Raw genomic sequence first — 25930 nt, forward strand, 5'->3', positions numbered from 1 at the left:
TCGGAAAGGTCTCAGGCGCGACGCAGGCGCGGGTTGAGCAAGACGTAGAGCACGTCGGCCAGCAGGTTCAGGACGATGAAACCGGCCGCCGTCACCAGCACGACGCCCTGCACCACCGCATAGTCGCGGTTGAACACGGCGTCGACGATCAGCTTGCCGAAGCCCGGAATCGTGAAGACTTGCTCGGTAAGCACGGCACCGGCGAGCAACTCGCCGAAAAGCAGTGCGAGTACCGTCACGATGGGAATCAGAGCATTACGCAGCGCGTGCTTGAGCACAACGGTGCCGCGCAGCAGGCCCTTGGCGCGCGCCGTGCGAATGTAGTCGGTGCGCAGCACGCCGAGCATGGCGCTGCGCGTGTGGCGCATCAATTGCGCGCCCAGCGCCGCCCCGAGCACGAACGCGGGCATCACCATCGTCTTGAAGCTCATCCACAGGTCTTCGCCCGGCGGCACGTAGCCCGAGGACGGCAACAACTGCCAGCGCACGGAGACGAGAAAGATCAGCAGAATGCCGAGCCAGAAGTTCGGGATCGACATACCCGACAACGCCAGCACGTTCGCGCCGTAATCGACCGCCTTGCCTCGATTGGCAGCCGACAGAATGCCCAGCGGAATGCCGATCCCGATGGCGATCACCAGACCGAACATCGCCAGTTGCAGCGTGACGGGCAGCTTCTGCGCGATGAGTGTCGTCACCGGCTCGCCCGTGCGCAATGAGGTGCCGAGATTCCCCTGCAGTACATCGCCGATCCATAGCGCGTACTGCGTGGGCAACGGCTTGTCGAGGTGATACTTCTCACGCAGTGCCGCGATGACCTGCGGGTTCTGGTCCTCGCCGGCCATCGCGAGCACGGGATCGCCGGGCAACATCTTCTGTAGCCCGAAGATCATCATCGACACGATGATGAGCGTGGGGATCGCAACCAGCGCACGATGAACGACGAGGCGCAGCATGGTGGCTCCTTCTCCTTATCCCGGTTATCCCGCTTATCCCTTCACGCTCACGCCGCGCAGGCGAATCAGCCCGTCGGGATAGGCGACGAACCCTTGCACCTTCTTGCTGAGCACATACGGCCACGGCTGCACGTACAGATAGAGGATGGGATTCTCGTCGGCCAGGATCTTGTTCGCGCCATCGTAGAGCGGCTTGCGCTCGGCCACGCTCGACTTCACGCGCGCCTCGTTCAGCAGCCTGTCGACGTCGGCATTGCAGTACTGGCCGTAGTTCAGGTTGCCTTTGCAGGTGACGAACTGATGCAGATTGCCGTCGGGGTCGACACGCCCCGACCAGCCGTTATAGAGCACGTCGAAGTCTCCGCGGTGGGCCGCATCGAGCGCCGCCGCGTAGTCCATCGGACGCAGTTTCAGCGTTATGCCCGCCTCGGCAAGCATCGCTTGCAACATCTGCGCCATCTGATTGGCCACCGTGTTGTTGCCGAAGCTCAGCGTCACGTCGACCTTTTCGAAGCCCGCAGACTTGAGCAGTGCCTTCGCCTTGGCCACATCGCGCTTGGTCGTCTTGATCGACGTATCGTAGTACTGGCCCGAACGCGGCAGCGCCTGATTGGCCGGCGTGAAGATACCGCCGCCGATGACCTGGTTGATGGCGTCGCGATCGATCGCCAGATCGAACGCCTGACGCACGCGCTTGTCACGCAACGCTTTCGGCGCGTTCGCCGCCACGTTGAACGTCAGGCCGTAATAACCCAGCCCATCGATGGAGACGAAGTTCAGGTTGGCATCGCGCTTGACCGACTTCACATCGGACGGCGAGAGGCGTTCGAGCATATCGAGCGAGCCCGAACGCACATTGGCCAATCGCACGGTCGTGTCGGGAATCGGCAGGAAGATGACCTTCTGTGTCGGATACTTGTCGGCATCCCAGAAGCCCGCGAATTTCTCCAGCACCACACGATCGTTCTGCACACGTTGCACGAACTTGTACGGCCCGGAGCACACGGGGCGAGCCTGCACGGCGGCGTCGTCGGCGAGCGTCTTGGGCGCGAGCATCATGCCCGCGCGGTCGGACAGCGTGGCGAGCAGCGCAGAATCGGGTGCCTTGAGCACGATGTTGACGGTCGTGTCGTCAACGGCGTCGACGCGATCGATGGAGGACAGCTCGCTCTTGCGATTGCTCGCCGGCAGGCTGCGTGCGCGGTCGAGGTTGGCCTTGACGGCACGCGCGTTGAACGGCTCGTCGTCGTGGAATTTCACGCCCTGACGCAGCTTGAACGTCCATGTCTTCCCGTCGGCGCTGACGCTCCACGACGTGGCGAGCATCGGCACGAACTTCAGATCGGTGCTGATATCGACCAGCGAGCTGCACAGAGAACGCAGCACCATGCGATCGACGACCTGCGAACTGCGAGCGGGATCGAGCGAACCGATGTCCTCCTGCAAACCGATGCGAAGGGTCGACTGCGCCATCGCAGAGGCCGCACCGGCCGTCAAAGACGCCGCCAGAACAAGATCGAGCAAAACGTTGCGCATGCGTGAGATCCCTTGAGTGTGATGGAGTGGTGAAATGAGGGTTAACCGGTGATTGCAATGTCCGCCTGTGCCTGCCGGGCGCGATACAGCGCGAGACGCTCCCCCAGCTTCTCGCTGGGTGCCGTCGCGCGCGCGGGGCTCGCACCGGCGTTCTGAATCTCACGCCAGAAATGGCAGGCCACCTGCCGCCCGTCGGGCAGCACTTCGTCGATCGGCCGTTGCTCGCGGCACGCGGGCTTTGCATGCGGGCATCGCGGATGGAAACGGCAGCCGGGCGGCGGGGCGGTCGGGCTCGGTAATTCGCCGCCCAGCGGCGCACGTTCGCGCCGCAGGTGCGGGCGGCTCGCCGGAATGGCTTGCAGGAGCGCCTGGGTGTAGGGGTGCAAAGGGTTGTCGAACAGCGCGTCGGCACTCGCCAGCTCCACAATCTCGCCGAGATACATCACGGCCACGCGGTCGCTCATGTGACGAATCACCGCCAGATCGTGGGCAACCATGATGAGCGTCAGGCCGAAGTCGTGCTTGAGGCGCTCCAGCAGATTGATGACCTGCGCCTGTACCGAAACGTCCAGCGCCGAGACCGGCTCGTCGCCAACGATCACGCGCGGCTCACCCGCCAACGCGCGTGCGATGCCGATGCGCTGACGCTGACCGCCGGAGAATTCGTGCGGAAAGCGCTGCGCATAGTCAGGTTGCAGACCGACGGTGCGCAGCAGTTCGGCCACGCGTTCGTCGCGGGCGCGCCCGCGCGCGAGCCCATGCAGGGCGATGGGTTCGCCAATCAGTCCGCCCACCGTCATGCTCGGATTGAGCGACGCGAACGGGTCTTGAAAGATGATCTGCAATTCGCGCCGCAGACGGCGCATCGCCCCCGCGCCCAGCGTCATGATGTCTTCGCCCTGATAGCGCACTTCGCCGCGCGTGGCGTCGAGCAGGCGCAGGAGCAGCCGTCCCAGGGTGGATTTCCCGCAGCCGGATTCGCCCACGATGGCGAACGTCTCGCCCGCCTGTACGGCAAACGAGACGCCATTGACGGCATACACCGTAGGAGCACGGGAAAAGCCGACGCGATGTCCGCCGAAGTGCTTGGTCAGGTCGCGCGCTTCAAGCAGCGGGGATGAGGATGGGGCGTTCATACGGCAACCTCTTCCATCGGCGCGGCGGGAGGTGTCAGCGCTTCGACTGGCGCAAGCCAGCAGGCGACGCGATGCGCGCCGGACAGCGTGCGCTGCGCAGGCGCCTCGCGGGTGCAGCGGGCTTCGGCGAACGGGCAACGCGGTGCAAAACGGCAGCCGGCAGGCATGCGCTCCGGCGACGGCACGGTGCCGCGAATGGTGGCGAGCGTGCCGTCGCGCTTGCCGATCGACGGAATCGCCCCCATCAGCCCGATGGTGTAAGGATGCTGGGGGTCGTCGAAAATCTCATCGACCGTGCCATATTCGACGATGCGCCCCGCATACATCACGGCCACATCGTCGGCGACTTCCGCCACCACGCCCAGATCGTGCGTAATGAGGACAACCGCGGTACCGGTTTCTCGCTGCAGTGTCTGAATCAGCGAGAGCACCTGCGCCTGAATCGTCACGTCGAGCGCCGTGGTCGGCTCGTCGGCGATAAGTAGCGCGGGTCGATTGGCCAGCGCCATCGCGATCATCACGCGCTGGCGCATGCCGCCGGAGAGTTCGTGCGGATAGTTGTCGAGCCGCGTCTCGGGTGCGGGAATGCGCACCCGCTTGAGCATGTCGAGCGCCTCGGCGCGCGCCGCGCGCCGGTCCAGCCCCCGGTGGCGGCGAATGCCTTCTTCAATCTGATGACCGATGGTGAACGCCGGATTCAGCGAGGTCATCGGCTCCTGAAAGATCATCGCAAGCCGATTGCCGCGCAGATCGGCAAACTCGCGCTCGTCCAGCGCCAGCAAATCCCGGCCTTCGAACATCGCCCGGCCCGCCACGACATTGGCCGGCGGGCTCGGCAACAACCCCATGAGCGCGAGCGACGTCACGCTCTTGCCGCATCCCGATTCGCCGACGATGCACAGCGTCTTGCCGGGATGCACGGCAAACGAGACGCCGTCGATCAGGTTGGGCGCGTCGGACGCCTTGGAAAATTTCAGCGATAGTCCGGTGACATCGAGCACCGGCCCAGCGTCTGCGGGCATGGTCATGGGCGCGTTGTGTGGGTCGGTCTTCTTGCCCTGCTTGCCGGCAAGCCGGTCATGAGGGAGGTGCATGACACGATTATGTCTCCCACGCGATCAAAAGAAATATTAATATTTCTTTTTCATCCTTAAATTATTTTTAACTTCCAAATGCTGACATTGCGGATGTTGAAGACGTTCCGGTTGGTGGCGCAAACCGGCTCGTTCGCGGCGGCAGCGGAGCGTGCCGCGTTGACCCAGGCGGCGGTCAGCCTGCAAATGCGGGGGCTCGAAGACGCCGTCGGCCAGCGGTTGTTCGATCGGCGCGGGCGGCAGATCACGCTCACACGTCAGGGGCGCGACCTGTTTCCCCGCGTGGAGCAGATTCTGGCACTCACGGCCGAACTGACCGCGACCCCCATCGATGCCATGCACGGCCCGGTCACTATCGGCGCAGTGGTGTCGGTCATCGGCGCGTTGTCGCTCGCGGTCGCAGAACTCAAGACGGCGCATCCCCGGCTCGACGTACGGCTCACGTCGGCACGCTCGGACGAACTCACCGAACTCGTCGAACAAGGCGAAGTCGATATCGCCGCCGTGGTCGCACGCGCCGACGATGCCCGTGCCGACGGACTGGTGTGGACGCCGCTCTACACCGAACCGATGGTCATGATTGTGAATCGCGACGTGATCGAGACGGAACTCCGCGAGACCGACCCGCAGCGCATTCTCGACGAACACGCGTTTCTGCGCTTCGACCGGCGCGTTCGCACCGGGATGGTGGTCGAGCAGGCGTTGCGCGCGGCAAAACTCAGTGTGTCCGAATACCTCGAGCTGAACTCCATCGAAACGATTGCCGCACTTGTGCGCAAGAATGTCGGCGTGTCCGTTCTGCCGCTGCTGCATCGCGGCGACTGGCAATCCGACCCGCTGTTGCGCATCGTTCCGATTGCGCAGCCGCCTTTGCTGCGCATGGTCGGGATGATTCATCGCGAACACGATTCGCGCACGCACAACATCACGGCCGCCATCGCCGGCATGCTGCAAGACGTGTGATTCCCCCGGAACGTAAAAACGGCGCGAACTCGTCGCGCCGTCGGCAGAAACGATGTGACGCGCAGCGTCAGTCGCGTGTCTCGAAGGCTTTGTTGATGCGCAACGCCAGCAATGTGCAGACCGTGCCCGAGAGCAAATAGGCACTCACGGCGATCAGTCCGAACTCGGCCGACAATCCCAGCGCCACGAGCGGCGCGAACGCCGCACCGAACAGCCATGCGAAATCGGTCGTCAGCGCCGCCCCCGTGTAACGGAAACGTTGCTCGAAGTTCGACGTCACCGTCCCGGCCGCCTGCCCGTACGACAACCCGAGCAGCGCAAAGCCGACCAGAATGAAGATGTCCTGCCGTGTCGAGCTACCGCCCATCAGGAATGGCGCAAAGAGAGCAAACACCCCGATGAAGATGGCAAACAGGCCCAACGTGGTGCGCCGGCCGATGCGGTCGGCAATGCGTCCGGAAATGACCGTGCACACGATGGCGATCACCGCACCGCATAGCTGCACAATCAACACGCTGTTCAGATCCTGCGTGTTTTGCAAGGCAATCCACGACAGCGGAAATACCGTCACCAGATGGAAGAGCGCATAGCTGGCCAGCGCCGCAAATGCACCGAGAAAAATGTTATAGCCCTGCGAGCGCACCATCTCACGCGTGCTGATCGGCTCCAGTTGGCCCTCTTCCAGCATCTCCGTGTATTCGTGCGTCACCACCAGACGCAACCGCGCGAACAGCGCCACCACATTCACGGCGAAAGCGACATAGAACGGATACCGCCAGCCCCACGAGAGGAAGTCGTCGGACTCGAGACTCCAGTGCAGGAACAGGAACAGCCCCGCCGCGATGATGAAGCCGATCGGTGCGCCCAACTGCCCCATCATCGAATACCACCCGCGCCGCTGTGGCGGGGCGTTCATGGCGAGTAACGACGGCAAGCCGTCCCACGAGCCGCCAAAGCCGATGCCCTGCACCAGACGGAAGAAAGCGAGCAGCCAGATGGAGCGCTCACCCAACACCGAATAGCCCGGCAGGAACGCCATGCCGGCCGTCGCCGTGCCGAGCACGAACAGCGCCGCCGTGAGCTTCACACTGCGGCCCCAGCGGCGCTGCACGGTCATGAACAGCGCGGTGCCGAAGGGACGCGAGATAAACGCGAAGGAGAAAATCGTGAACGCGTACAACAGGCCGCGCAGACCGTCGGCAAATGGAAAGAAAACGTGGGGAAAGACGAGCACGGCGGCGATGCCGAACACAAAGAAGTCGAAGTACTCGGAGGCGCGGCCGACGACCACCCCGACCGCGATTTCCTCCGGCGCAATGCGGGACTTGCTCCCGTGATCGTGCGCCGTCGTCGCGACGGTGACGCCCGGCGGCGTCGGCGGTTGATGAGCACTGCTTGACATTATCGGACCCCCTTGCGGATCGGGATGACCATGACACTCGTGCCAGAAAAGCATCGCAGGTATCGCGAATCGACGCTATAGGGTTTACCCTCAATTGCTGCATCAGGGTGGGAAGTCCATGATGGACCCGGTCTGAGGCTACGGTTCCATCGATCGCAGCATGACTTCCCCCAAGTTCCTTCGCGGGGTACTTTTACTCCCCGCCGCCGCGTTGCTGTCCGGATGCAATACCGTCTTGATGTCGCCTTCGGGCGATCTCGCGGTAAGGCAGCGGGACATCATCATCGTTTCCACCGTCTTGATGTTGCTGATCATCGTTCCGGTGATCGTGCTGACATTGCTCTTTGCGTGGCGCTACCGCGCCTCGAACAAGAACGCGGTCTATACCCCCGAATGGGATCACTCGACGCTGCTCGAACTGCTCATCTGGGCCGCGCCGCTGCTGATTATCATCGCGCTCGGGGCGCTCACCTGGGTGAGCACGCACAAGCTCGACCCGTACCGTCCACTCGAGCGCATCGACGCCAGACGCGATCTCCCGCCCGACACGCGAGCGCTCACGGTACAAGTGGTTGCGATGGACTGGAAGTGGCTGTTCTTCTATCCCGATCAAGGCATTGCGACTGTCAACGAACTGGCCGCACCGGTGGACCGGCCGATCCGTTTCGAGATCACGTCGACCACGATGATGAACTCGTTCTTCGTGCCCGCACTCGCGGGTCAGATCTATGCGATGCCAGGCATGGAGACGAAGCTCCACGCGATCATCAACAAGCCCGGCATCTATGACGGTTTCTCCGCGAACTACAGCGGCGCAGGCTTCTCGGGCATGCGCTTCAAGTTCCACGGTCTCTCGGCAGACGATTTCGATGCGTGGGTGCAGCAGGTCAAGACGAAGGGCGACAACCTCACGCGCGACAAGTACGCGGCGCTTGAGAAGCCGAGCGAATGGGTACCCGTGCATTACTACGGCGACGTGGCGCCCAATCTCTACGACGCGATTCTGAACCGCTGCGTGCAGCCTGGGCAGCCTTGTCTGAAGGACATGATGGATCAGCCCAATCACCAGCACGCGAGCCGAGCGCCCGCAGGCAGAACCGATGCGTTGCTTGCCGATGCGATGTGCACGGCAGAAAACACCGTGCAGTTCGCTTCCGGCATGCGGCGTGCCCCCGGTGAGGAGCTCACGCAGTGACGCGCGCCGCGCGCAACCCCCGACAATGATGCGCCTCGCGCGCGAATGATTCCAGGCTCTCGCTTATGGACATCGTCAAGCTGATCTTCGGCCGCCTCACGCTCGAGGCGATCCCGTACCACGAACCGATCCTGCTCGCGACGTTCGCGGGCGTGGCGATCGGCGGCATTGCCGTACTGGGCGCCATCACGTACTTCAAACTGTGGGGCTATCTGTGGCGTGAGTGGTTCACGAGCATCGATCACAAGAAGATTGGCGTCATGTACGTGATCCTCGGCATCATCATGTTGCTGCGCGGCTTTGCCGACGCCGCGATGATGCGTTTGCAACAGGCGGTCTCGTTCGGCGACAACATGGGGTATCTGCCGCCGCATCACTACGACCAGATCTTCACCGCGCACGGCGTGATCATGATTTTCTTCGTGGCGATGCCGCTCGTGACCGGCCTCATGAACTTCGTGGTGCCACTGCAAATCGGCGCGCGCGACGTGGCGTTCCCGTTTCTCAACAACTTCAGCTTCTGGATGACGACGAGCGGTGCCATGCTCGTGATGATGTCGCTGTTCGTCGGCGAATTCGCCCGCACCGGCTGGCTGGCGTATCCGCCCTTGTCGGGTGTGCTGCAGAGTCCGGATGTCGGAGTCGATTACTACATTTGGGCACTACAGATCGCCGGGATCGGCACCCTGCTCTCGGGGATCAACCTGCTCGTGACCATTGTGAAGATGCGCGCGCCGGGTATGTCGATGATGCGCATGCCGGTCTTCACGTGGACCTCGCTGTGCACGAACGTGCTGATCGTGGCCGCTTTCCCGGTGCTGACCGCCGTGCTCGTACTGCTGGCGCTGGATCGCTACGCGGGCACCAATTTCTTCACGAACGATCTCGGCGGCAACGCCATGATGTACGTGAACCTGATCTGGATCTGGGGCCACCCCGAGGTCTACATTCTCGTGCTGCCGGTGTTCGGCGTGTTCTCCGAAGTTGTCGCCACGTTCTCCGGCAAGCGTCTGTTCGGCTATGCGTCGATGGTCTATGCGACGGTCGTGATTACCGTGCTGTCGTACCTCGTATGGCTGCACCACTTCTTCACAATGGGCTCCGGCGCCAGTGTGAATTCGTTCTTCGGCATCACCACGATGATCATCTCGATACCGACCGGGGCGAAGATGTTCAACTGGCTGTTCACCATGTATCGCGGGCGTATCCACTTCGAGGTGCCGATGCTCTGGACGGTCGGCTTCATGGTGACGTTCGTCATCGGCGGCATGACCGGCGTGCTGCTCGCCGTGCCGCCGGCGGACTTCTCGCTGCATAACGGCCTGTTCCTGATTGCGCACTTCCACAACGTGATCATCGGCGGCGTGATCTTCGGGGTCATGGCCGCGATTACCTACTGGTTTCCCAAGGCCTTCGGTTACCGTCTCGATCCGTTCTGGGGCAAGTGCTCGTTCTGGTTCTGGTTCATCGGCTTCTACGTCGCCTTCATGCCGCTGTATCTGCTCGGTCTGATGGGCGTGACGCGCCGCGTGAGCCACTTCGACGATATGTCGCTGCAAATCTGGTTCCAGACCGCCGCCGTGGGCGCCCTGCTCATCGCCATCGGTATCGGCTGCTTCATCATCCAGCTCGTGGTGAGCTTCATGCGCCGCGAGCAACTGCGCGACGAGACGGGCGACCCGTGGAATGGCCGCACGCTGGAATGGTCGACGTCGTCGCCGCCGCCGGCCTACAACTTCGCCTTCACGCCGATCGTTCACGACAACGACGCCTGGTGGCAGATGAAGCAGCACGGCTTCAAGCGTCCGGAGACCGGTTTCATCCCGATTCACATGCCGAAGAACACGGGCGCGGGCATCATCCTCGCGGGGCTTTCGACGGTCTGCGGCTTTGGGCTCATCTGGCACATGTGGCTGGTGGTGATCGTCGCGTTCGTGGCGCTGCTCGCGGTCGCGATCGGTCATACGTTCAACTATCACCGCGAGTACTACATCCCGGCCGATCAGGTCGAACACACGGAGGCAGCGCGCACGCGACTGCTCGCCCAGAATGTCTGACACGACCGCTACCTTCCCGCCAGGGGGCGCCCCGCTCGGGGCCCACGCCCCGAGCCCGCCGCGCGACGGCGAGTTGAAGTTCATGATGACGAGCGACTACCACCCGCCAGGTGGGACCTTGCTCGGCTTCTGGGTCTACCTGATGAGCGACTGTCTCGTCTTCGCCTGTCTATTTGCGGCGTATGGCGTGCTCGGGCGCAACTACGCGGGCGGGCCGACCGGCGCAGAGCTGTTCGAGCTGCCGCTCGTGGCAGTGAATACGACTTTCCTGCTGCTCTCGTCGATTACCTACGGTTTCGCGATGCTCGAGATGCAGAAGCGCCGCCAAAGCGCCGTGCTCGGCTGGCTGGCCGTCACCGGCGTGCTCGGGGCCGCATTTCTCTCGCTGGAACTGTATGAATTCGCGACCTTCATTCACGAAGGCGCCGGCCCGTGGCGCAGCGCGTTCCTCTCCTCGTTCTTCACGCTGGTGAGCACGCACGGGCTGCACGTCACGTTCGGCATCATCTGGCTCATCACCCTGATGGTGCAGGTCGGCAAGCATGGCCTCACGGCGCCCAACCGCCGCCGCCTGATGTGCCTGTCGATGTTCTGGCACTTTCTCGACGTCGTGTGGATCGGCGTCTTCACGTTTGTCTATCTGATGGGAGCGCTGCCGTGAGCACCCACGACTCGACGTTGCACGATGCCGACGGGCACGACCACGACCATGACGATGAGGGACCGCACAGTACCCTGCGCGGCTATACGACCGGCTTCATCCTGTCGGTCGTGCTCACCGCCATTCCGTTCTGGTTCGTGATGGGCGGCGTGTTCGAAAAATCGAGCACCACTGCCATCATGATTCTGTTTCTGGGCGCGATACAGATCGTCGTGCACATGATCTACTTCCTGCACATGAACGGGAAGTCCGAAGGCGGCTGGAACCTGTTGTCGCTGATCTTCACGATCGTGCTGGTGGTAATCACGCTGTCGGGCTCGCTATGGGTGATGTATCACCTGAACCAGAACATGATGCCGGGTATGATGCAGGATACGAAAAACCTTCCTTGAACGGCATTTCCCTTGAGCAGCAATCGACTTCATGATTCGGGGGGCGCACAGCGTCCCCCGCGCGCTTCCGGCGCGCCCGCCCGTCCCTCCCCCCTTCGGCTGGTCGTCCTCGGCGTCATCACGCTGGTATTGATCTCCGTGTTCGCCTCCCTCGGCACCTGGCAACTCCAGCGCCGCGCCTGGAAGCTCGATCTGATCGAGCGCGTCAATTCCCGCGTGCATGCCCCGCCGGCCCCGGCCCCCGTGCGTTCGCAGTGGGCCGCCGTCAACGCAGCCGACGACGAATATCGTCACGTCTCGCTCACCGGCGCGTATCAGTTCGACAAAGACACGTTAGTGCAGGCCGTTACCGATCTGGGTGGCGGGTATTGGGTGCTCACGCCGCTGCGCACGGCTGACGGCGGCGAAGTGCTCGTCAACCGAGGCTTCGTGCCGCCCGGTTGGAAAGAAGCCGCACCGCCCGCACCGGCGGGCGAAGTCACCGTCACCGGTCTGTTGCGCATGCCCGAGCCGGGCGGTGGCTTCCTGCGCAAGAACGCACCGGCGGAAAACCTCTGGTATTCGCGCGACGTCGCCGGCATTGCAGCCGCTCGCGGCCTGACAGCAACCGATGTCGCGCCGTATTTCATCGACGCCGACGGCAAACCGGGTGCGAATGCCGGCACCAACGCCGTCCGGGGCGACGCCGAAGCCCTCACCGGCAAGCCCCCCGCACGCGACTACCCCGTGGGCGGACTCACGGTGGTGCAGTTCCCGAACAACCACATGAGCTATCTGCTGACGTGGTATGCGCTGGCCCTCATGTCGGCTGTGGCCGGCTGGTTCGTCATCCGGCTCGAACTGCGCAAGCGCGCCGAGTAAGACCCGGAACGACGCGGCCTCACGCCGCCGCCGCAATGGCGTCGGCGATCCGCGACGCAATCTCCGGCAGCCGTGCGTCGTCGAGCGCGGCATAGCCCAGTACCAGTCCGGGGGCGATAGCCTGCGACCGGGTGAACTCCGCCAGTCCTTCCACGAATACGCCCTGCCCACGCAGCGTCGCGACAAGCGCCGCTTCGTCGGCGCGCGGGGGTAACCAAAGCAAGAAGTGAAAGCCTGCATGCTCGCCGGTAATGCGGCAGGGCGTCGTTAGCCGCGCGCGAAGCGCGTCGAGTAGTAGATTGCGGCGGCGCAGATAGACGCTGCGCGAAGCGCGCAAATGCCGCGCGAAATCGCCAGCATCGATATAGCTCGCCAATGCCATCTGCTCGATAAGACTGTTGGCCCGCCCCGATGCCGAGCGAAGCCCGGCAATACGGGTAAGCAACGCCGGAGGTGCCAGCAAATAACCGATGCGCAGCGACGGGAACAGCGACTTGTTGAAGCTGCTGCAGTGAATCACGCGGGTGTCGGTATCGATGGCCTTGAGCGCCGGCAATGGCGCGCTGCCGTAACTGAACTCGCTGTCGTAGTCATCCTCGACGATCCACACGTCGCGCGCCGACGCCCATTCGAGCAGTTGCACGCGTCGGTTGATCGACATGGTGGTGCCTAACGGCGCCTGATGTGCGGGCGTGACGTAGGCGATACCCGGACGCGCCGCCCCCGCACGGTCTGCGGCCGTCACGACAAAGCCTTCGTCGTCGACCGGCACGCTCACGCAGCGCTGCGGCGGCACCTTGAGCAGCGACGCCAGATTCTTGTATCCGGGGTCTTCGAGATAGAACGCCGTGTTGTCGCCCGCCAGCACATCGGTGACGAGATCGATCGCATGGCGGATGCCGGTCGTCACGACAATCTCGGCGGCGTCGCAAGCAATACCGCGTGTCATGCGCACATATCGCGCGATGCTCTCTCGCAGCGGCAAATAGCCGCGAGGATCGGTGTCTGCCAGCAACTCGGGGGTGACGGCGCGCAGCGCGCGGTTCATGTGCTTGCGCCACGTCGACAGAGAGAACAACGCGGCATCGACCGAACGGCCCGTCTTGAGCGCAATCGACGCGGCGTTTTCGGGTAACGGCACGACCGGCGTCCCAGCGTCCTGCATGGCACGAGATGACGTCGCTGCCGCAGCCAGATCCGCGACGACCTCCGTACCCGCGCCGACGCGGCTCGCCACATAGCCCTCGAGCGTCAATTGCTCGAAAGCCAGCGTAACGATGCCACGCGACACTCCCCATCGCTCCGCCAGCGTGCGTGTCGATGGCAGCCTGTCGCCTCGCCGCAGCTCGCCCGCCACGATGCGCTCTCGCACACAGCGATAGACCCATGCCTGACGCGTCTCCTTCTCGCGACGATCCGCAAGCGGCAATTCAAGCGATTGGCTGAGGTGTCGTCGGCGCATGGCAGTGGATAAGGAGAAGGGGCGCAGGGATGGAGAAAGGCTCGCAAATTCGTGCGGCGCCGCACGGAAAACCCAAAGTGGACCAATCAAACACTCGATAATTGGCGCTTCGAATTATACAAGTCAGACCGTATTCTTATCGACGTGCCCCTTGTGCCGCAGGCTGCAACGCGACAAGTGGCCCCTCAAAGTCATGACGATCAGTGGAGAGATTCGATGGAGTTGGCACAAAGAGAAGCGGTCGGGGCGAAGTTCAGCGCTGCCGCCATGCAACGCGCTCAGGCCCTCACGTGGGAGGCGGCCGAGAAGATCGCCGCGCTCATCAAGCCCGGCATGTGCGAATCGGAAGCCATTACCGCGAGCAAGGCGCTGCTCGACACGCTTGGCATGGATCGCATCTGGCATCCGGTGCTGATCCGCTTCGGCAAGAACACCCTGCGCACGTTCGGCGAGCGCAGCGACGACGATCCGGTGCTCGGCGAAGACGATATCTACTTCGTCGACATCGGCGTGGTATTCGGTGCACACGAGGGCGATTGCGGTTTCACGCACACGACCGGCACCGACGCCGAGATGCAACGCTGTGCCGACGACGCGAAGCGCCTGTTCGGTATCGTGCGGGATCACTGGCGCACGCAAGGCGTGAGCGGCCAGGCCCTGTACGAGTTCGCGAAGCAGCAAGCCGGGGCGATGGGCTGGGTGCTCAACCTCGACATGAAAGGCCACCGCGTGAGCGACTTCCCCCACGCCATCTACAAGGCAGGCAAACTGGCCGACCTGACCGACACCCCCAGCGGCGGCCTGTGGATTCTGGAGATCCAGATCGCGCACCCGACGCGTGCGTTCGGCGCGTTCTACGAAGACCTGCTGGTCTGATTCGCCCCGCGAGCGGCATCGCGCCGCCCAGGCCATGACGACGTGGTGACAGCGCAACAGCATCGGGGTGGAATCTTATCTTTTCGCCTCTTTGCGCATCGCGATCCGCCCGGTTTCGGTGGACAATCCCTCCCCATCATCCGACCCCAAATATGGCCAAACGCTTGCCGGTGAAGGCGCGAGCACATTTTGGCGAAATGTCCAGAGCCACCCGATGTGGCGTTGTGGCCCGCCGCCCGGACTTTTGGCACATCTTTCCCCAATTACCCGTTATGCGTTAACGTTCGATAGCCGACGGATTTTTTACGCACGTCAGTCATACGGCAGCGGAGACGTCGCCCCGGAACAGCGCCGGCCTCAGGCACTGTGCGTGGGCGAACTGCCGGTCGTGCGTCCGTCGCAGGTGCAGTGGAAGTTCCATTTATCCCGCTCAGACAAGAACCATAGAAAGACGATGAAAAACCCAACTCTCACCAAAGCGCTTCTGGCAACAGCCCTGAGCTGTGCGCTATTCAACGCTCACGCAGCCTCGCAAGCACCGGTCGGTGCCGAGAACGGGATGGTCGTCACGGCCCAGCACCTCGCGTCGAAAGTCGGCGTAGACGTGCTCAAGGCTGGCGGTAACGCCATCGACGCCGCCGTTGCCGTGGGTTATGCCCTTGCCGTGGTGTATCCGGCCGCAGGCAATATCGGCGGCGGCGGCTTCATGACGATCCAGCTCGCCGACGGCCGCAAGACCTTCCTCGACTTCCGCGAGAAGGCCCCGCTCGCCGCCACGGCAAACATGTATCTCGACAAGGACGGCAACGTCATCAAGGGCGCCTCCACCACCGGTTATCTGGCCGTGGGCGTGCCGGGCACCGTGTCGGGCATGGAGTATGCGCGCGAGAAGTACGGCACGAAGACGCGTCAGCAGCTGCTCGCGCCGGCCGTCACGCTGGCGGACAAGGGCTTCGTGCTCGATCGGGGCGACGTCGACATGCTGTGGACGTCGACCAAGGATTTCGAGAAGGACCGCGCCAACTCCGGCGCCATCTTCCTGAACAAAGGGCAGCCGTTCCAGCCGGGCGAGCGCCTGGTGCAGAAGGACCTCGCGCGCACGCTCAAGCTGATCAGCGCCAAGGGCACCGACGGCTTCTACAAGGGTGAAGTCGCCAGCAAGCTCGTGGCGTCGGTGAAGGCCGGCGGCGGCATCATCACGCAAGCGGACCTCGATCAGTACAAGACGCGCGAACTGGCGCCGGTCGAGTGTGACTATCGCGGCTATCACGTGGTATCGGCCCCGCCCCCCAGCTCGGGCGGCGTCGTGATCTGCGAGATCATGAACATCCTCGAAGGCTACCCGATGAAGGAACTGGGTTACCACTCGGCACAGGGCGTGCACTACACCATCGAGGCAATGCGTCATGCATACGTCGACCGCAACAGCTATCTGGGCGACCCGGACTTCATAAAGAACCCGATCGCGCAGTTGCTCGACAAGAACTACGCCGCCAAGATTCGCGCTGCCATCAACCCGCAAAAGGCCGGTATCTCGCAAGAGATCAAGCCGGGCGTGCCGCCGCATGAAGGCAGCAACACCACGCACTACTCGATCATCGATCGCGACGGCAACGCCGTGTCGGTCACCTACACGCTCAACGATTGGTTCGGCGCGAAGGTCATGGCCAACGGCACCGGTGTGCTGCTCAACGATGAAATGGACGACTTCACCGCCAAGGTGGGCGTGCCGAACCTGTATGGTCTGATCCAGGGTGAAGCGAACGCCATCGGCCCGGGCCGCCGTCCGCTGTCGTCGATGAGCCCGACCATTGTCACAAAGGATGGCAAGCCGGTCATGGTCGTCGGTACGCCGGGCGGCAGCCGCATCATCACGGCAACGCTGCTGACGATGCTCAACGTGATCGACTACGGCATGAATCTGCAGGAAGCCGTCGATGCACCGCGCTTCCATCAGCAGTGGATGCCTGAAGCCACCAACATCGAACCGTTCGCGCTGAGCCCGGACACGCAGAAGATCCTCGAGAGCTGGGGTCAGAAGTTTGCCGGTCCGCAACCGGCGAACCACATCGCCGCCATTCTCGTCGGTGCGCCATCGCTTGGCGGCAAGCCGATCGGCAAGAACCGTTACTACGGTTCGAACGATCCGCGCCGCAATACGGGTCTCGCGCTCGGGTATTGAGGCATGACGTGATCCGGACCGTGTCCGGGTCCGGTCAGCCGATGGGGCCGCGCGAGCGGCCCCATTTTGTTTTGCGAAGCCCTCAGCGACGGTGATCGACGCGACGCGCCAACCGCTCGCCGGCGAACTGCACGAGCGTGACGAGGGCGACAAGAATGGCGATCACATTGAACATGACGCTCGTCTCATAGCGCTCGTAGCCGTAGCGCACCGCCAGATCGCCCAGCCCGCCCGCGCCGACGGCACCGGCCATCGCCGACGCGCCGACCATCGCAATGACGGTCACCGTCGCACCGCCCAGAATCGCGGGCAAGGCCTCGGGCAACAACACGTGCCGCACGATATGCCAGCGGCGGCAGCCCATCGCACGCGCCGCCTCGATCAGCCCCGGCTCGATTTCGCGCAGCCCCACCTGCGTCACGCGTGCAAAGAACGGAATCAGGTGCACGGCCAGCGGCACCACGGCCGCCCATGTCCCCATCGTCGTGCCGACGATCCAGCGTGTGACGGGCAGCAGTGCGACCAACAGAATGATGAACGGTATGGCGCGAAACAGGTTCACGACGACAGACAGTCCGCGGTTCAGCCGCGGTCGCGGCGCCAGACCGCCCGGTGCGGTGACGACCAGCACCACGGCCAGCAACATGCCTATCGCGAAGACGATGGCGCACGCGCTCGTCACCATCAGCAAGGTTTCGCCAAGCGCGCGCAGATATTTATCGATCATGGGCATTCCGGGAAATTCAGAGGGCGTGAACCTGCGCTTGCGCACGCACTGCCGGCGACGCAAGCCGGCCTTGCCAGGCATGTTGAAGCGGTCGCAGCAACGCGCGTGTCGCGTCGGCCTGCGGATTCGCGAAGACTTCGTCGACCGTGCCCAATTCGACGATGCGCCCCTGATCGAGCACCAGCACGCGTTCGCACGCCTGATGAATCACGCCCATGTCGTGGGTGATGAGCACGACCGTCAGCCCGAACTCGCGCTGCACGTCGCCGAGCAGCGTGAGGATTGCGTCGGTCGTCTCGGGGTCGAGTGCCGATGTCGCCTCATCGCATAACAAAATCTCGGGGCGATGCACGAGCGCCCGCGCGATGCCGACGCGTTGCTTCTGTCCCCCCGAGAGCATCGCGGGATAGGCCTCGGCTTTGCCCGCCAGCCCCACGAGCGAGAGCAGTTCGTTCACGCGCGGGGCGATCTGTGCTTTGGGCACGCCCGCCACGCGCAGCGGCAACGCAACATTCTCGAAGACGGTCTTCGCCGAAAGGAGATTGAAGTGCTGAAAGATCATGCCGACCCGACGGCGCAGGCCCACGAGCGCGTCTTCGCCGAGCGTCGCGACATTGATGCCGTCGACCTTGACATGTCCGCTGCTCGGCAGCTCCAGCGCATTGATCGTTCGCAGCAGTGTGGATTTTCCGGCACCGCTGCGGCCGATGATGCCGAAACTCTCGCCGCGTTGCACCGCAAACGAGATGTCCTGAAGCGCGGCGCTCGAGGCCTCCGCGTAAATCTTGCCAAGCCCATCGAACGTGATGTGGGCAACTTCGCGTGCGGCTGCGGTTGGCAGCCGGGTGACGGGTGCCGTCGACGTGTGTCGGGTAGTCATCGCGTTCCTCGCTGGTGACGTGTGGCGTCGAGTGCTGTCTCAGAACGCCGGGACCACCGAGCCCTGATACTTGGTCTCGATGAATTTGCGCACTTCTTCAGACTGATACGCCTTGACCAGCGGCGCGACCCACGCCGCGTTCTTGTCCTTCTCTCGCACGGCAATGATGTTCACGTAGGGATTGTTCGCGCGCTTTTCCACGGCGATGCCGTCTCGTGTGGCGATGAGACCCACCTGATAGGCAAAGCTGTTGACAATGGCCGAGGCATCGACGTCGGGCAGCGAGCGGGCCAGCACGACCGAGGCGCTCTCGATAAAGTCGAGCTTGCGCGGATTGGCCGTGACATCCGCGAGCGTGGCCGTGCCGGTGTACGGATCGAAGCCGTCGCGCAGTTTGATCAGGCCGTGGTCACGCAGAATCACGAGCGCACGGGTCTGATTGCTGGGGTCGTTCGGCAAGCCGATCTTTGCGCCCGAGGGCAACGCTTCGAGTGACTTGTACTTCTTCGAATAGAAGGCGATGGGCGAAATCAGTGTGTCGGCCACGGCCACGATCTTGTAACCGCGTTGCTTGACCTGATCGCGCAGGAACGGAATGTGCTGGAACGAGTTGGCGTCAAGATCGCCGTTGTTGAGCGCTTCGTTCGGGCTCGCGGTGCCGGTGATCACGACCGGCTCGACGTTCAGGCCGCGCGACTTCGCGACCTTCGCGACAACTTCCCAAATCTCCTCGTCGACACCACCACGCACGCCGACCTTGAGCGGCTTGTCGGCAGCATGCGCGCCCATCGTCCCCATCGAGCCGATGGCCAGTGCGAGCGAGAGACTGCCGAGCAGGCGAAACAATTGGCGGCGTTGCATGGATGATTCCTTTGGCTTTGGGTGTCGAAGGTGCCGATTCAGGCGAAGGCACAGTTTAGGAAATCGCCCTCGATACCGTCCAATAACCAAATGCGCAAAGCAAATACGGCGTGTGGCGCAGAGCATTCGTACGCCGAAGGTTCGATATATGCGACTTTTTGTCATGCGTCGCCGGAAAATTCAGGAACTCCTCGGCGACACACCGTCCAACAGGTTTCCCGTGTATTGCGTCTGTGCCCTGCATGGCGGTCACCGCCGTGCGAGGCGGTGCTTTTGCATGCACGCGTCGACCGTCACCCTCTCACTACGGAACCGCGCGAAGATGTCTACCCTGTGGTACCCGCTGCTCAGCCCCTGCCTGCCCCGTCTCTATGGTTTGACGCCGCGCGGCGTCGCGCTCGCACGTCTGGTGCTCTTCAGCGTGATACTGCTCATCGCCGGGTTACCTGTGAGCGATGCCCTCGCCGCGACGGGCCATCACGCGAGCACCGGCAAGCGCCGCGACGATGCCGTCAAGAAGAAGAAAGCGGCCGCGAAGAAGCCGTCGAAGACCACACATCGGAAAGCGGCGGCAGCGAGTACGTCTCGCAAGCGAGCCGCAAGCCCTCGGGCAAAGGGGCCTGCGAGCCGTAAGGCCGCGAAACCGCCGCATCAGGCCAAAGCGGCGGTGAAACGTCCCGCCGGAGCGGCGAAACGTCCGTCCACAGCGGCGAAGCGCAGTGCCGGGGCGAAGCGCTCAACCGCCACGGCGGTTGCCCGTGCTGCCCCCGCTGTCCCGGCTGCGGCTGCGGCTGCGGCTGCCAAGGTTCCCCCCGCGCAAGTCAGCACCGATGCGAAACCCAGATTGCTTGCCCGTTGCGGCTTTACGCCAGCGTCACGCAAACGTCTGTTCTCGCGGGCTGTCTATATCGTCGACGAAAAAACGAACACGCCGCTGTTCGCGCACAATGCAGATCAGGTGAGGCCAATTGCATCACTGTCCAAGTTGATGACGGCCGTGGTCTGGCTCGATAACAGTCCGGCGATGCGCGCCCCTCTCACTGTGACGAAGGCGGATCTCGATACGCTCAAGTACACGCATTCTCGTCTGGCCGTGGGGTCGACGCTTTCCCGCGCCGACATGCTGCATATCTCGCTCATGGCGTCGGAGAATCGTGCAGCCGCCGCATTGAGCCGCGACTATCCGGGCGGGCGCAAGGCGTTCATCTCCGCGATGAACGCCAAGGCTCGCGCCTTGAACATGCCGAACACGCGCTTTGAAAATTCGACCGGATTGTCGCCGCGCAATGTGTCGACGGCGCGCGAGCTGGCACGCCTGGTGCGTGCATCGAATGCGTATCCGCTCATTCGACGCTATTCAATCGATCATCAGCAACAGGTGCACACGGGCAAGGGGCAATTGCAGTACGTCAATACGAACCGTCTGGTGCGCTACGGGAAAGTGAATGCGAGTGTGCAGAAGACCGGCTTCATCAAGGAGTCGGGGCACAGCATGGTGATGCGCGTGATGGTGCACAACCGCCGGCCCGTCATCGTGACGATGCTCGGCAGCGACACCCCCGAAGGCTCTCGCCTCGACGGCGTGCGCATCGCCCATTGGTTGTCGTGCTCGTTGCAGTGAAGCGCGCACTCCCGTGAAAGTGAGCGCGCGCCTCGGACTCGCCGGTTAGCGCCTGCGCGCGTGCCAGCAGCTCCAGATGGCCGTTGCGAAGAGCAGCAGCGCGCCCGTGCCGATCACGACGTTGAAGCCCTGATTGAAGGCAGTGTTCGCCGCGCTCGTTAGCGCATCGGCGAGCGCCGGTGGCAAATGCTCCGCGACCAACAGGGCTTCGTCGAGACTGTCGCGCACGGTGCCGGGCAACGCCGCTGTTTGCGGCACATCCATCGACCGGCCGTAGATGAACGTCAGCAGGCTACCCATGAACGTCACGCCTAGCGCGCCGCCGAGTTCATAAGAGACCTCTTCGACCGACGCCGCCATGCCGGCGCGCTCGGGTGGTGCGCTCTGCATGATGGTGCTCGATGCAGCAGTTATCGTCGCACCGACGCCAAAACCAAGTATCGTCAGTGAGAACACCGACGGCACAAGGCCCATGTCGAGAACCATGAGATAGCCCGCCATACCGAGCGCCGACGTCAGCAGCGCGATCGGCAACATCCTTGCAGCGCCCATGCGTGGCAGCAGGCGCCCGGCAATCGGCCCGGCCACGAAGGAGGCCAGCGCCAGCGGCATGATGGCCACTCCGGCGTCCAGCGGCGAATAGCCAAGAACCAGTTGCAGACGCTGGCTGAACACCAGTTCCATACCGATCAACGCGGCAGCCGCCACCAACGCCGCGACTACCGCCCCCGAGAATGCCGGATTGCGGAAAAGCGCGAAGTCGAGCAGCGGATGCTCGCTGCGTTGCTGCCGGCGCACGAAAGCCCACAGGAAAACGGTGCCCACGATCAGTGCGGCGGCGACAACCGGCCAATCCGGAGACGGCTTGCCAACGCTCTTGATCGCATACGTCAGCCCGATCAGGCCGACCATGAAGAGCAGTGACCCGAACCAGTCCCACGGTTGCGTCGATGTCGCCCCCCCCTTCGGAATGAGCCACCACGCGAGCGGCAGTGCGACCAGCACGATGGGCACGTTGATCAGGAAGACCGATCCCCACCAGAAATGCTCGAGCAACGCACCGCCGACGATCGGCCCGAAGGCCGCGCCGCCGGAGGCGACCGACGCCCAGATGCCGATAGCGAGTGCTCGCTCGCGTGCGTCGGCAAACGTCAGACGGATCAGCGACAAGGTCGCGGGCATCATCATGGCCGCACCGACGCCAAGGAATGCGCGTGCACCGATCAGGAAGTTGGCGTTTGCGGCGAATGCCGCCGCGAGCGACGCCACACCAAAGACCGCCAGTCCGGCGAGGAAAAGACGCTTGTGGCCAAGTCGGTCGCCCAACGTGCCCATGCCGAGCAGCAGGCCTGACACGACAAGGGCGTAGGCGTTGACGATCCACAGCTTGGCGGAGGCCGTCGCGGCAAGATCGTGGGTCAGACGAGGCAGTGCCGTATAGAGCACCGTCATGTCGATCACGATGAGCAGCAGCGCCACCGATACGACGGCAAGCACCAGCCAGCGGCGCGCGCCGCTCGACTCGTTCACCGGATGCGATGAGGTATGCAGACTAGACATCGGAAAGCTCCTTTTACTGCGCGGCCCCGTTTTCATTGGGGGTGCGCACGTTCTCTCTTGTCTTCTATGGAAATCCGAATCATCCATCAATAAATCGATTAATAAAAGTTGGATTCCATCAAGTAAATAGATGAAATATCGACGCCTTGGGATTCACTATTTACCGGACTGAATCGAAGTCAGTTAGTACCAGCTTTCACTCTTCGGGAAAAGTGAAATTCGAACGGTCGTTCTATGTCGGCCGTCAAGACTGGCGGCGCACCACGGGGGCGCATACAATTTGCGCCACTCATTCTCATTGGGCGAAAAATCCCCCCCGATTCCTACATGGCATCTCACCCGACCCGCATTCCCGACGCCGTCTCGCTGCCCGAGTTGACGGTGCGCGGCATGATCCTCGGCGCCCTGATCACCGTGGTGTTCACCGCTTCCAACGTCTACCTCGGTCTGAAAGTCGGGCTGACGTTCTCCTCATCGATTCCGGCAGCTGTCATTTCCATGGCAGTGTTGCGCGCGCTGCGTGGCGGCAACATTCTCGAGAACAACATGGTGCAGACGCAGGCGTCTGCGGCCGGCACGCTCTCGTCGATAATTTTCGTGTTGCCCGGTCTGTTGATGATTGGTCACTGGCAGGGCTTTCCGTTCGGCTTGACGCTTGCGATCTGCGCGTCGGGCGGCATTCTCGGCGTATTGTTCACCATTCCGCTGCGGCGTGCGATGGTTGTCGACAGCAATCTCCCCTACCCCGAAGGGGTGGCAGCGGCGGAAATTCTGCGCGTTGGCAGTGAAGGAGACGATGTCGCGTCGGCTGACGTAAAAGCTTCGCCGGCACGACGCGAGGGTGCCAACGAAGCCAGCGGCGTGCGAGAAATCGCGTTCGGCGGCGTAGTGTCCGCACTGTTCGCGTTCGCGACAGGCGGGTTGAGAGTATTAGGCGAGAGCATTACGGCGTGGATTCCGGCCGGCACTGCGGTCTTTCGTCTGACGACCGGTTTCTCCCTCGCCTTGATCGGTGCCGGTTATCTCATCGGCATTGTTTCGGGCTTGGCGATTCTGCTTGGCATCGTCTTTAGCTGGGGCATTGCCGTGCCGGTGCTGACATCCGTGACGCCCAACACCGATGGCCAGGCGATTGCCGCGTTTGCCAATGGTCTTTGGCAACATAAGGTGCGGTTCATCGGTGCGGGTGTCATCGGCGTGTCTGCCATCTGGACGCTCATTACGCTCGCGAAACCGATGGTCGACGGCGTGAGAACGTCGCTCACTGCGCTGGGACAGTCACACGATGCACGCGGCAAGCGCGCCGCGTTGGGACGTACCGAGCAAGACCTCTCGCCGTATTGGGTGATCGGGCTCACGCTCGTGTGCGTGGCCGTGTGGGTCGTCACATTCGGCGTGTTCCTCGCGGAGGCACCTTTGTCGTTTGGCGCCATTGCGACGCTGGTGGCGTGTAGCGTGGTGTTTGCGGTGGTCTTCGGCTTTCTCGTCGCGGCAGCCTGCGGCTATATGGCCGGATTGGTGGGGTCGTCGGCCAGCCCGATTTCGGGTATCGGGATTGTTGCGGTGGTGCTTGTCTCGCTGATGATTCTCAGTGTCAGTCAGGCCAGCGGGTTGCTCGACACGAGCGAGGGTAGCAAGCTCGCGATTGCGCTGGCGCTGTTCACGACGTCGGCCGTCATCGCCATTGCGACGATTTCGAACGACAACCTGCAGGATCTGAAGACGGGTTGGCTCGTCGGCGCCACGCCGTGGCGTCAGCAGGTGGCGCTGCTCATCGGCTGCGTGGTCGGTGCCGCGGTGATTCCGCCCGTGCTGAACCTGCTGTACAACGCCTATGGCTTTATCGATGCGTTGCCGCGTCCGGGTATGGACCCATCGCAGGCGCTTTCCGCACCGCAGGCGATTTTGATGACGGCCATTGCGAAGGGTATCTTCACGCACCAGCTCGACTGGTCGATGCTTGGCATTGGCGCGTTGCTTGGTCTCGTGTTGATCGCCATCGATGCGGTGCTGGCCAAGCGAGGCGGCGTCGCGCGTTTGCCGGTGATTGCCGTAGGTATCGGCATATATTTGCCGCCCACGATTGGTTCCGTGCTGGTGATTGGCGCGCTGTTGGGCTGGATCGCACAGCGCGTGTTGAAAGCGCGCGCGAAGGCACAGGGCAAGGACTATGGCCCGTTCGCTGAAGCGGCTGAACGACGCGGCGTGTTGCTCGCGTCAGGCTTGATCGTCGGCGAGAGTCTTGTCGGTGTGGCGATGGCAATGGTCGTCGGCTTCACCGGCTCAGATTCCCCGTTGGCCGTCGTCGGGAGTGGCTTTGCCCCGACAGCCGAATGGCTCGCGCTGGTCGTGTTCGCAGGTATTTGCGTAGTGCTGGTTCGACGCGTTCTCGCGACAACGCGGTAACGAGCCAACCGGGCGAGTTCGTTGGCAAGCGAGTTTGTTGGTGATTTAGATTTTGGCTCTACGCTGTGAGCCGCTGGATGTTCGATCGACATCGAGCGGCTCGCAGTGCCCCCCCTTCCCCGCCCCCCTTCCTCCGTCGAACGGCGCAGAGCGATATGCAGTGCGTTGGTTACTGTCGCACGCCATCCGCGTCCTGGCTCTCTTACCGTCGTAACCTCAGCTTAGATTCAATGGACACCGCCGAAAACGGCGCGTGTTGAGTGAATAGATACGGGGTCCGATGCAAGTCGCCCTTCACAATTGATCAGAACGTCATAGGTGGCGATTACAGAACGAAGTCATGCTTGATGCGGAGGTCTCACCGCGTTACCAAGCTGCTGTATCGACATCCGACATCGGCCCATAGCTTCTTCCGAAAGCGCACGTCAGAGGCTGAGTCAGCGTGAGTCAACAGCTCGACGCATCAAGACCATGCCATAGCCGATCAAAGTCCGTAATTCGTCTTAGGGCGTAAGCATCGCCGGCGTCGCCCGAAAGGGCACAACAGGCCAAGTGTGAGCACAAAGCAAAAACCCCTTGCTACGCGCTGTAGCAAGGGGTTTTTAGGGGAGCCTGACGATTACCTACTTTCACACGGGTATCCGCACTATCATCGGCGTGGAGTCGTTTCACGGTCCTGTTCGGGATGGGAAGGGGTGGTTCCAACTCGCTATGGTCATCAGGCATAACTTGTATGTTCTGCTGCACGGTGAGTGCAACAAAACCAATTCAGAAGAAGCGTAGTACAAACATGTCGTTGGGTTGTGAGGGTATCAGCGCCCGCATTGGGGCACACACGCAACTCACACCAGGAAAAACACACTGGTTATAGGATCAAGCCTCACGGGCAATTAGTATCAGTTAGCTTAACGCATTACTGCGCTTCCACACCTGACCTATCAACGTCCTGGTCTTGAACGACCCTTAAGGGGAATCGAGTTCCCAGGGAAGTCTCATCTTAAGGCGAGTTTCCCGCTTAGATGCTTTCAGCGGTTATCTCTTCCGAACATAGCTACCCGGCGATGCCACTGGCGTGACAACCGGTACACCAGAGGTTCGTCCA

General features: G+C 62.7%; 19 protein-coding genes, 2 rRNA genes and 1 pseudogene. 10 read left to right on the top strand and 12 right to left on the bottom strand.

The window, feature by feature from the left end; genetic code table 11:
* Nucleotides 1–11: 11 nt before the first annotated feature.
* Genes C266_RS04620 through C266_RS04635 form a run of 4 tightly spaced genes read right to left on the bottom strand, consistent with a single transcriptional unit; the run spans nucleotide 12 to nucleotide 4650 of the window.
* On the bottom strand, nucleotides 12–956 hold the full coding sequence (locus C266_RS04620; protein ID WP_010804538.1) for an ABC transporter permease: 945 nt from the start codon (nucleotides 954–956) through the stop codon (nucleotides 12–14).
* A 33-nt stretch (nucleotides 957–989) separates the two neighbouring features.
* Nucleotides 990–2492: an ABC transporter substrate-binding protein gene (locus C266_RS04625; RefSeq protein WP_010804539.1), complete on the bottom strand. Its 1503-nt coding sequence runs from the start codon at nucleotides 2490–2492 to the stop codon at nucleotides 990–992.
* A gap of 41 nt (nucleotides 2493–2533) precedes the next feature.
* Complete coding sequence (locus C266_RS04630; RefSeq protein WP_010804540.1) at nucleotides 2534–3628, bottom strand: ABC transporter ATP-binding protein; 1095 nt, start codon at nucleotides 3626–3628, stop codon at nucleotides 2534–2536.
* The gene (locus C266_RS04635; protein WP_370855853.1) at nucleotides 3625–4650 is read right to left on the bottom strand and encodes an ABC transporter ATP-binding protein; all 1026 of its coding nucleotides are present in this window, start codon (nucleotides 4648–4650) and stop codon (nucleotides 3625–3627) included. Before C266_RS04635 ends, C266_RS04630 begins: the two co-directional genes overlap by 4 nt.
* Before the next feature lie 150 nt (nucleotides 4651–4800).
* Here C266_RS04635 and C266_RS04640 point away from each other — a divergent pair, with 150 nt between their 5' ends.
* On the top strand, nucleotides 4801–5685 hold the full coding sequence (locus C266_RS04640) for a LysR substrate-binding domain-containing protein (protein WP_036661427.1): 885 nt from the start codon (nucleotides 4801–4803) through the stop codon (nucleotides 5683–5685).
* A 67-nt stretch (nucleotides 5686–5752) separates the two neighbouring features.
* Here the strand turns inward: C266_RS04640 and C266_RS04645 are convergent, their stop codons facing one another.
* Nucleotides 5753–7087, bottom strand: coding sequence for an MFS transporter (locus C266_RS04645; protein WP_010804543.1), 1335 nt, complete (start codon nucleotides 7085–7087; stop codon nucleotides 5753–5755).
* A gap of 160 nt (nucleotides 7088–7247) precedes the next feature.
* On the opposite strand from C266_RS04645, the gene cyoA reads away from it, so the two are divergent.
* The 5 genes from cyoA (at nucleotide 7248) to C266_RS04670 (ending at nucleotide 12253) form a co-directional block, all read left to right on the top strand.
* Entirely contained in the window at nucleotides 7248–8282 is a 1035-nt protein-coding gene (cyoA, locus tag C266_RS04650) for a ubiquinol oxidase subunit II (protein WP_051126130.1), read from the top strand.
* A 65-nt stretch (nucleotides 8283–8347) separates the two neighbouring features.
* On the top strand, nucleotides 8348–10339 hold the full coding sequence (gene cyoB / locus C266_RS04655; protein ID WP_010804545.1) for a cytochrome o ubiquinol oxidase subunit I: 1992 nt from the start codon (nucleotides 8348–8350) through the stop codon (nucleotides 10337–10339).
* A complete protein-coding gene (gene cyoC / locus C266_RS04660; RefSeq protein WP_036661430.1) occupies nucleotides 10332–11000 on the top strand; it encodes a cytochrome o ubiquinol oxidase subunit III in 669 nt (222 codons plus the stop codon). The genes cyoB and cyoC overlap by 8 nt, the downstream gene beginning before the upstream one ends.
* Nucleotides 10997–11392 (top strand): cytochrome o ubiquinol oxidase subunit IV, encoded by a 396-nt coding sequence (gene cyoD, locus C266_RS04665; protein WP_010804547.1) that lies wholly within the window; start codon nucleotides 10997–10999, stop codon nucleotides 11390–11392. Before cyoC ends, cyoD begins: the two co-directional genes overlap by 4 nt.
* Before the next feature lie 138 nt (nucleotides 11393–11530).
* Nucleotides 11531–12253 carry an SURF1 family protein gene (locus C266_RS04670; RefSeq protein ID WP_371257030.1) on the top strand — a complete coding sequence of 241 codons (723 nt, stop codon included), beginning with the start codon at nucleotides 11531–11533 and terminating at the stop codon, nucleotides 12251–12253.
* A gap of 19 nt (nucleotides 12254–12272) precedes the next feature.
* On the opposite strand, the gene C266_RS04675 is transcribed toward C266_RS04670, so the two are convergent.
* Nucleotides 12273–13715: a PLP-dependent aminotransferase family protein gene (locus C266_RS04675; protein WP_036661432.1), complete on the bottom strand. Its 1443-nt coding sequence runs from the start codon at nucleotides 13713–13715 to the stop codon at nucleotides 12273–12275.
* Nucleotides 13716–13931: 216 nt separating this feature from the next.
* On the opposite strand from C266_RS04675, the gene C266_RS04680 reads away from it, so the two are divergent.
* Together C266_RS04680 and ggt are read left to right on the top strand one after the other, a co-directional pair.
* Nucleotides 13932–14591, top strand: a complete 660-nt coding sequence (locus tag C266_RS04680) for a M24 family metallopeptidase (protein WP_010804550.1) — start codon at nucleotides 13932–13934, stop codon at nucleotides 14589–14591.
* Between the two features lie 454 nt (nucleotides 14592–15045).
* A complete protein-coding gene (gene ggt, locus C266_RS04685; protein ID WP_010804551.1) occupies nucleotides 15046–16773 on the top strand; it encodes a gamma-glutamyltransferase in 1728 nt (575 codons plus the stop codon).
* Between the two features lie 82 nt (nucleotides 16774–16855).
* Here ggt and C266_RS04690 read toward each other — a convergent pair whose 3' ends face one another.
* From C266_RS04690 to C266_RS04700, 3 genes and pseudogenes are all read right to left on the bottom strand, one after another.
* The gene (locus C266_RS04690) at nucleotides 16856–17500 is read right to left on the bottom strand and encodes a methionine ABC transporter permease (protein WP_010804552.1); all 645 of its coding nucleotides are present in this window, start codon (nucleotides 17498–17500) and stop codon (nucleotides 16856–16858) included.
* A 55-nt stretch (nucleotides 17501–17555) separates the two neighbouring features.
* A pseudogene (locus tag C266_RS04695) lies at nucleotides 17556–18380 on the bottom strand (methionine ABC transporter ATP-binding protein); the annotation flags it as partial.
* Between the two features lie 39 nt (nucleotides 18381–18419).
* Nucleotides 18420–19178 carry a MetQ/NlpA family ABC transporter substrate-binding protein gene (locus tag C266_RS04700; RefSeq protein WP_371257031.1) on the bottom strand — a complete coding sequence of 253 codons (759 nt, stop codon included), beginning with the start codon at nucleotides 19176–19178 and terminating at the stop codon, nucleotides 18420–18422.
* A 385-nt stretch (nucleotides 19179–19563) separates the two neighbouring features.
* On the opposite strand from C266_RS04700, the gene C266_RS04705 reads away from it, so the two are divergent.
* Entirely contained in the window at nucleotides 19564–20862 is a 1299-nt protein-coding gene (locus C266_RS04705; RefSeq protein WP_010804555.1) for a serine hydrolase, read from the top strand.
* Between the two features lie 45 nt (nucleotides 20863–20907).
* On the opposite strand, the gene C266_RS04710 is transcribed toward C266_RS04705, so the two are convergent.
* The gene (locus tag C266_RS04710) at nucleotides 20908–22422 is read right to left on the bottom strand and encodes an MFS transporter (RefSeq protein ID WP_010804556.1); all 1515 of its coding nucleotides are present in this window, start codon (nucleotides 22420–22422) and stop codon (nucleotides 20908–20910) included.
* Between the two features lie 327 nt (nucleotides 22423–22749).
* Here C266_RS04710 and C266_RS04715 point away from each other — a divergent pair, with 327 nt between their 5' ends.
* Nucleotides 22750–24828 carry an OPT family oligopeptide transporter gene (locus C266_RS04715; protein WP_010804557.1) on the top strand — a complete coding sequence of 693 codons (2079 nt, stop codon included), beginning with the start codon at nucleotides 22750–22752 and terminating at the stop codon, nucleotides 24826–24828.
* Between the two features lie 610 nt (nucleotides 24829–25438).
* Here C266_RS04715 and rrf read toward each other — a convergent pair.
* A 5S ribosomal RNA gene (gene rrf, locus C266_RS04720) occupies nucleotides 25439–25551 on the bottom strand.
* Nucleotides 25552–25697: 146 nt separating this feature from the next.
* Nucleotides 25698–25930 (bottom strand): 23S ribosomal RNA (locus C266_RS04725); the annotation flags it as partial.

It is taken from the genome of Pandoraea sp. SD6-2 (assembly GCF_000389825.1).
GTDB classification, from domain to species: domain Bacteria; phylum Pseudomonadota; class Gammaproteobacteria; order Burkholderiales; family Burkholderiaceae; genus Pandoraea; species Pandoraea communis.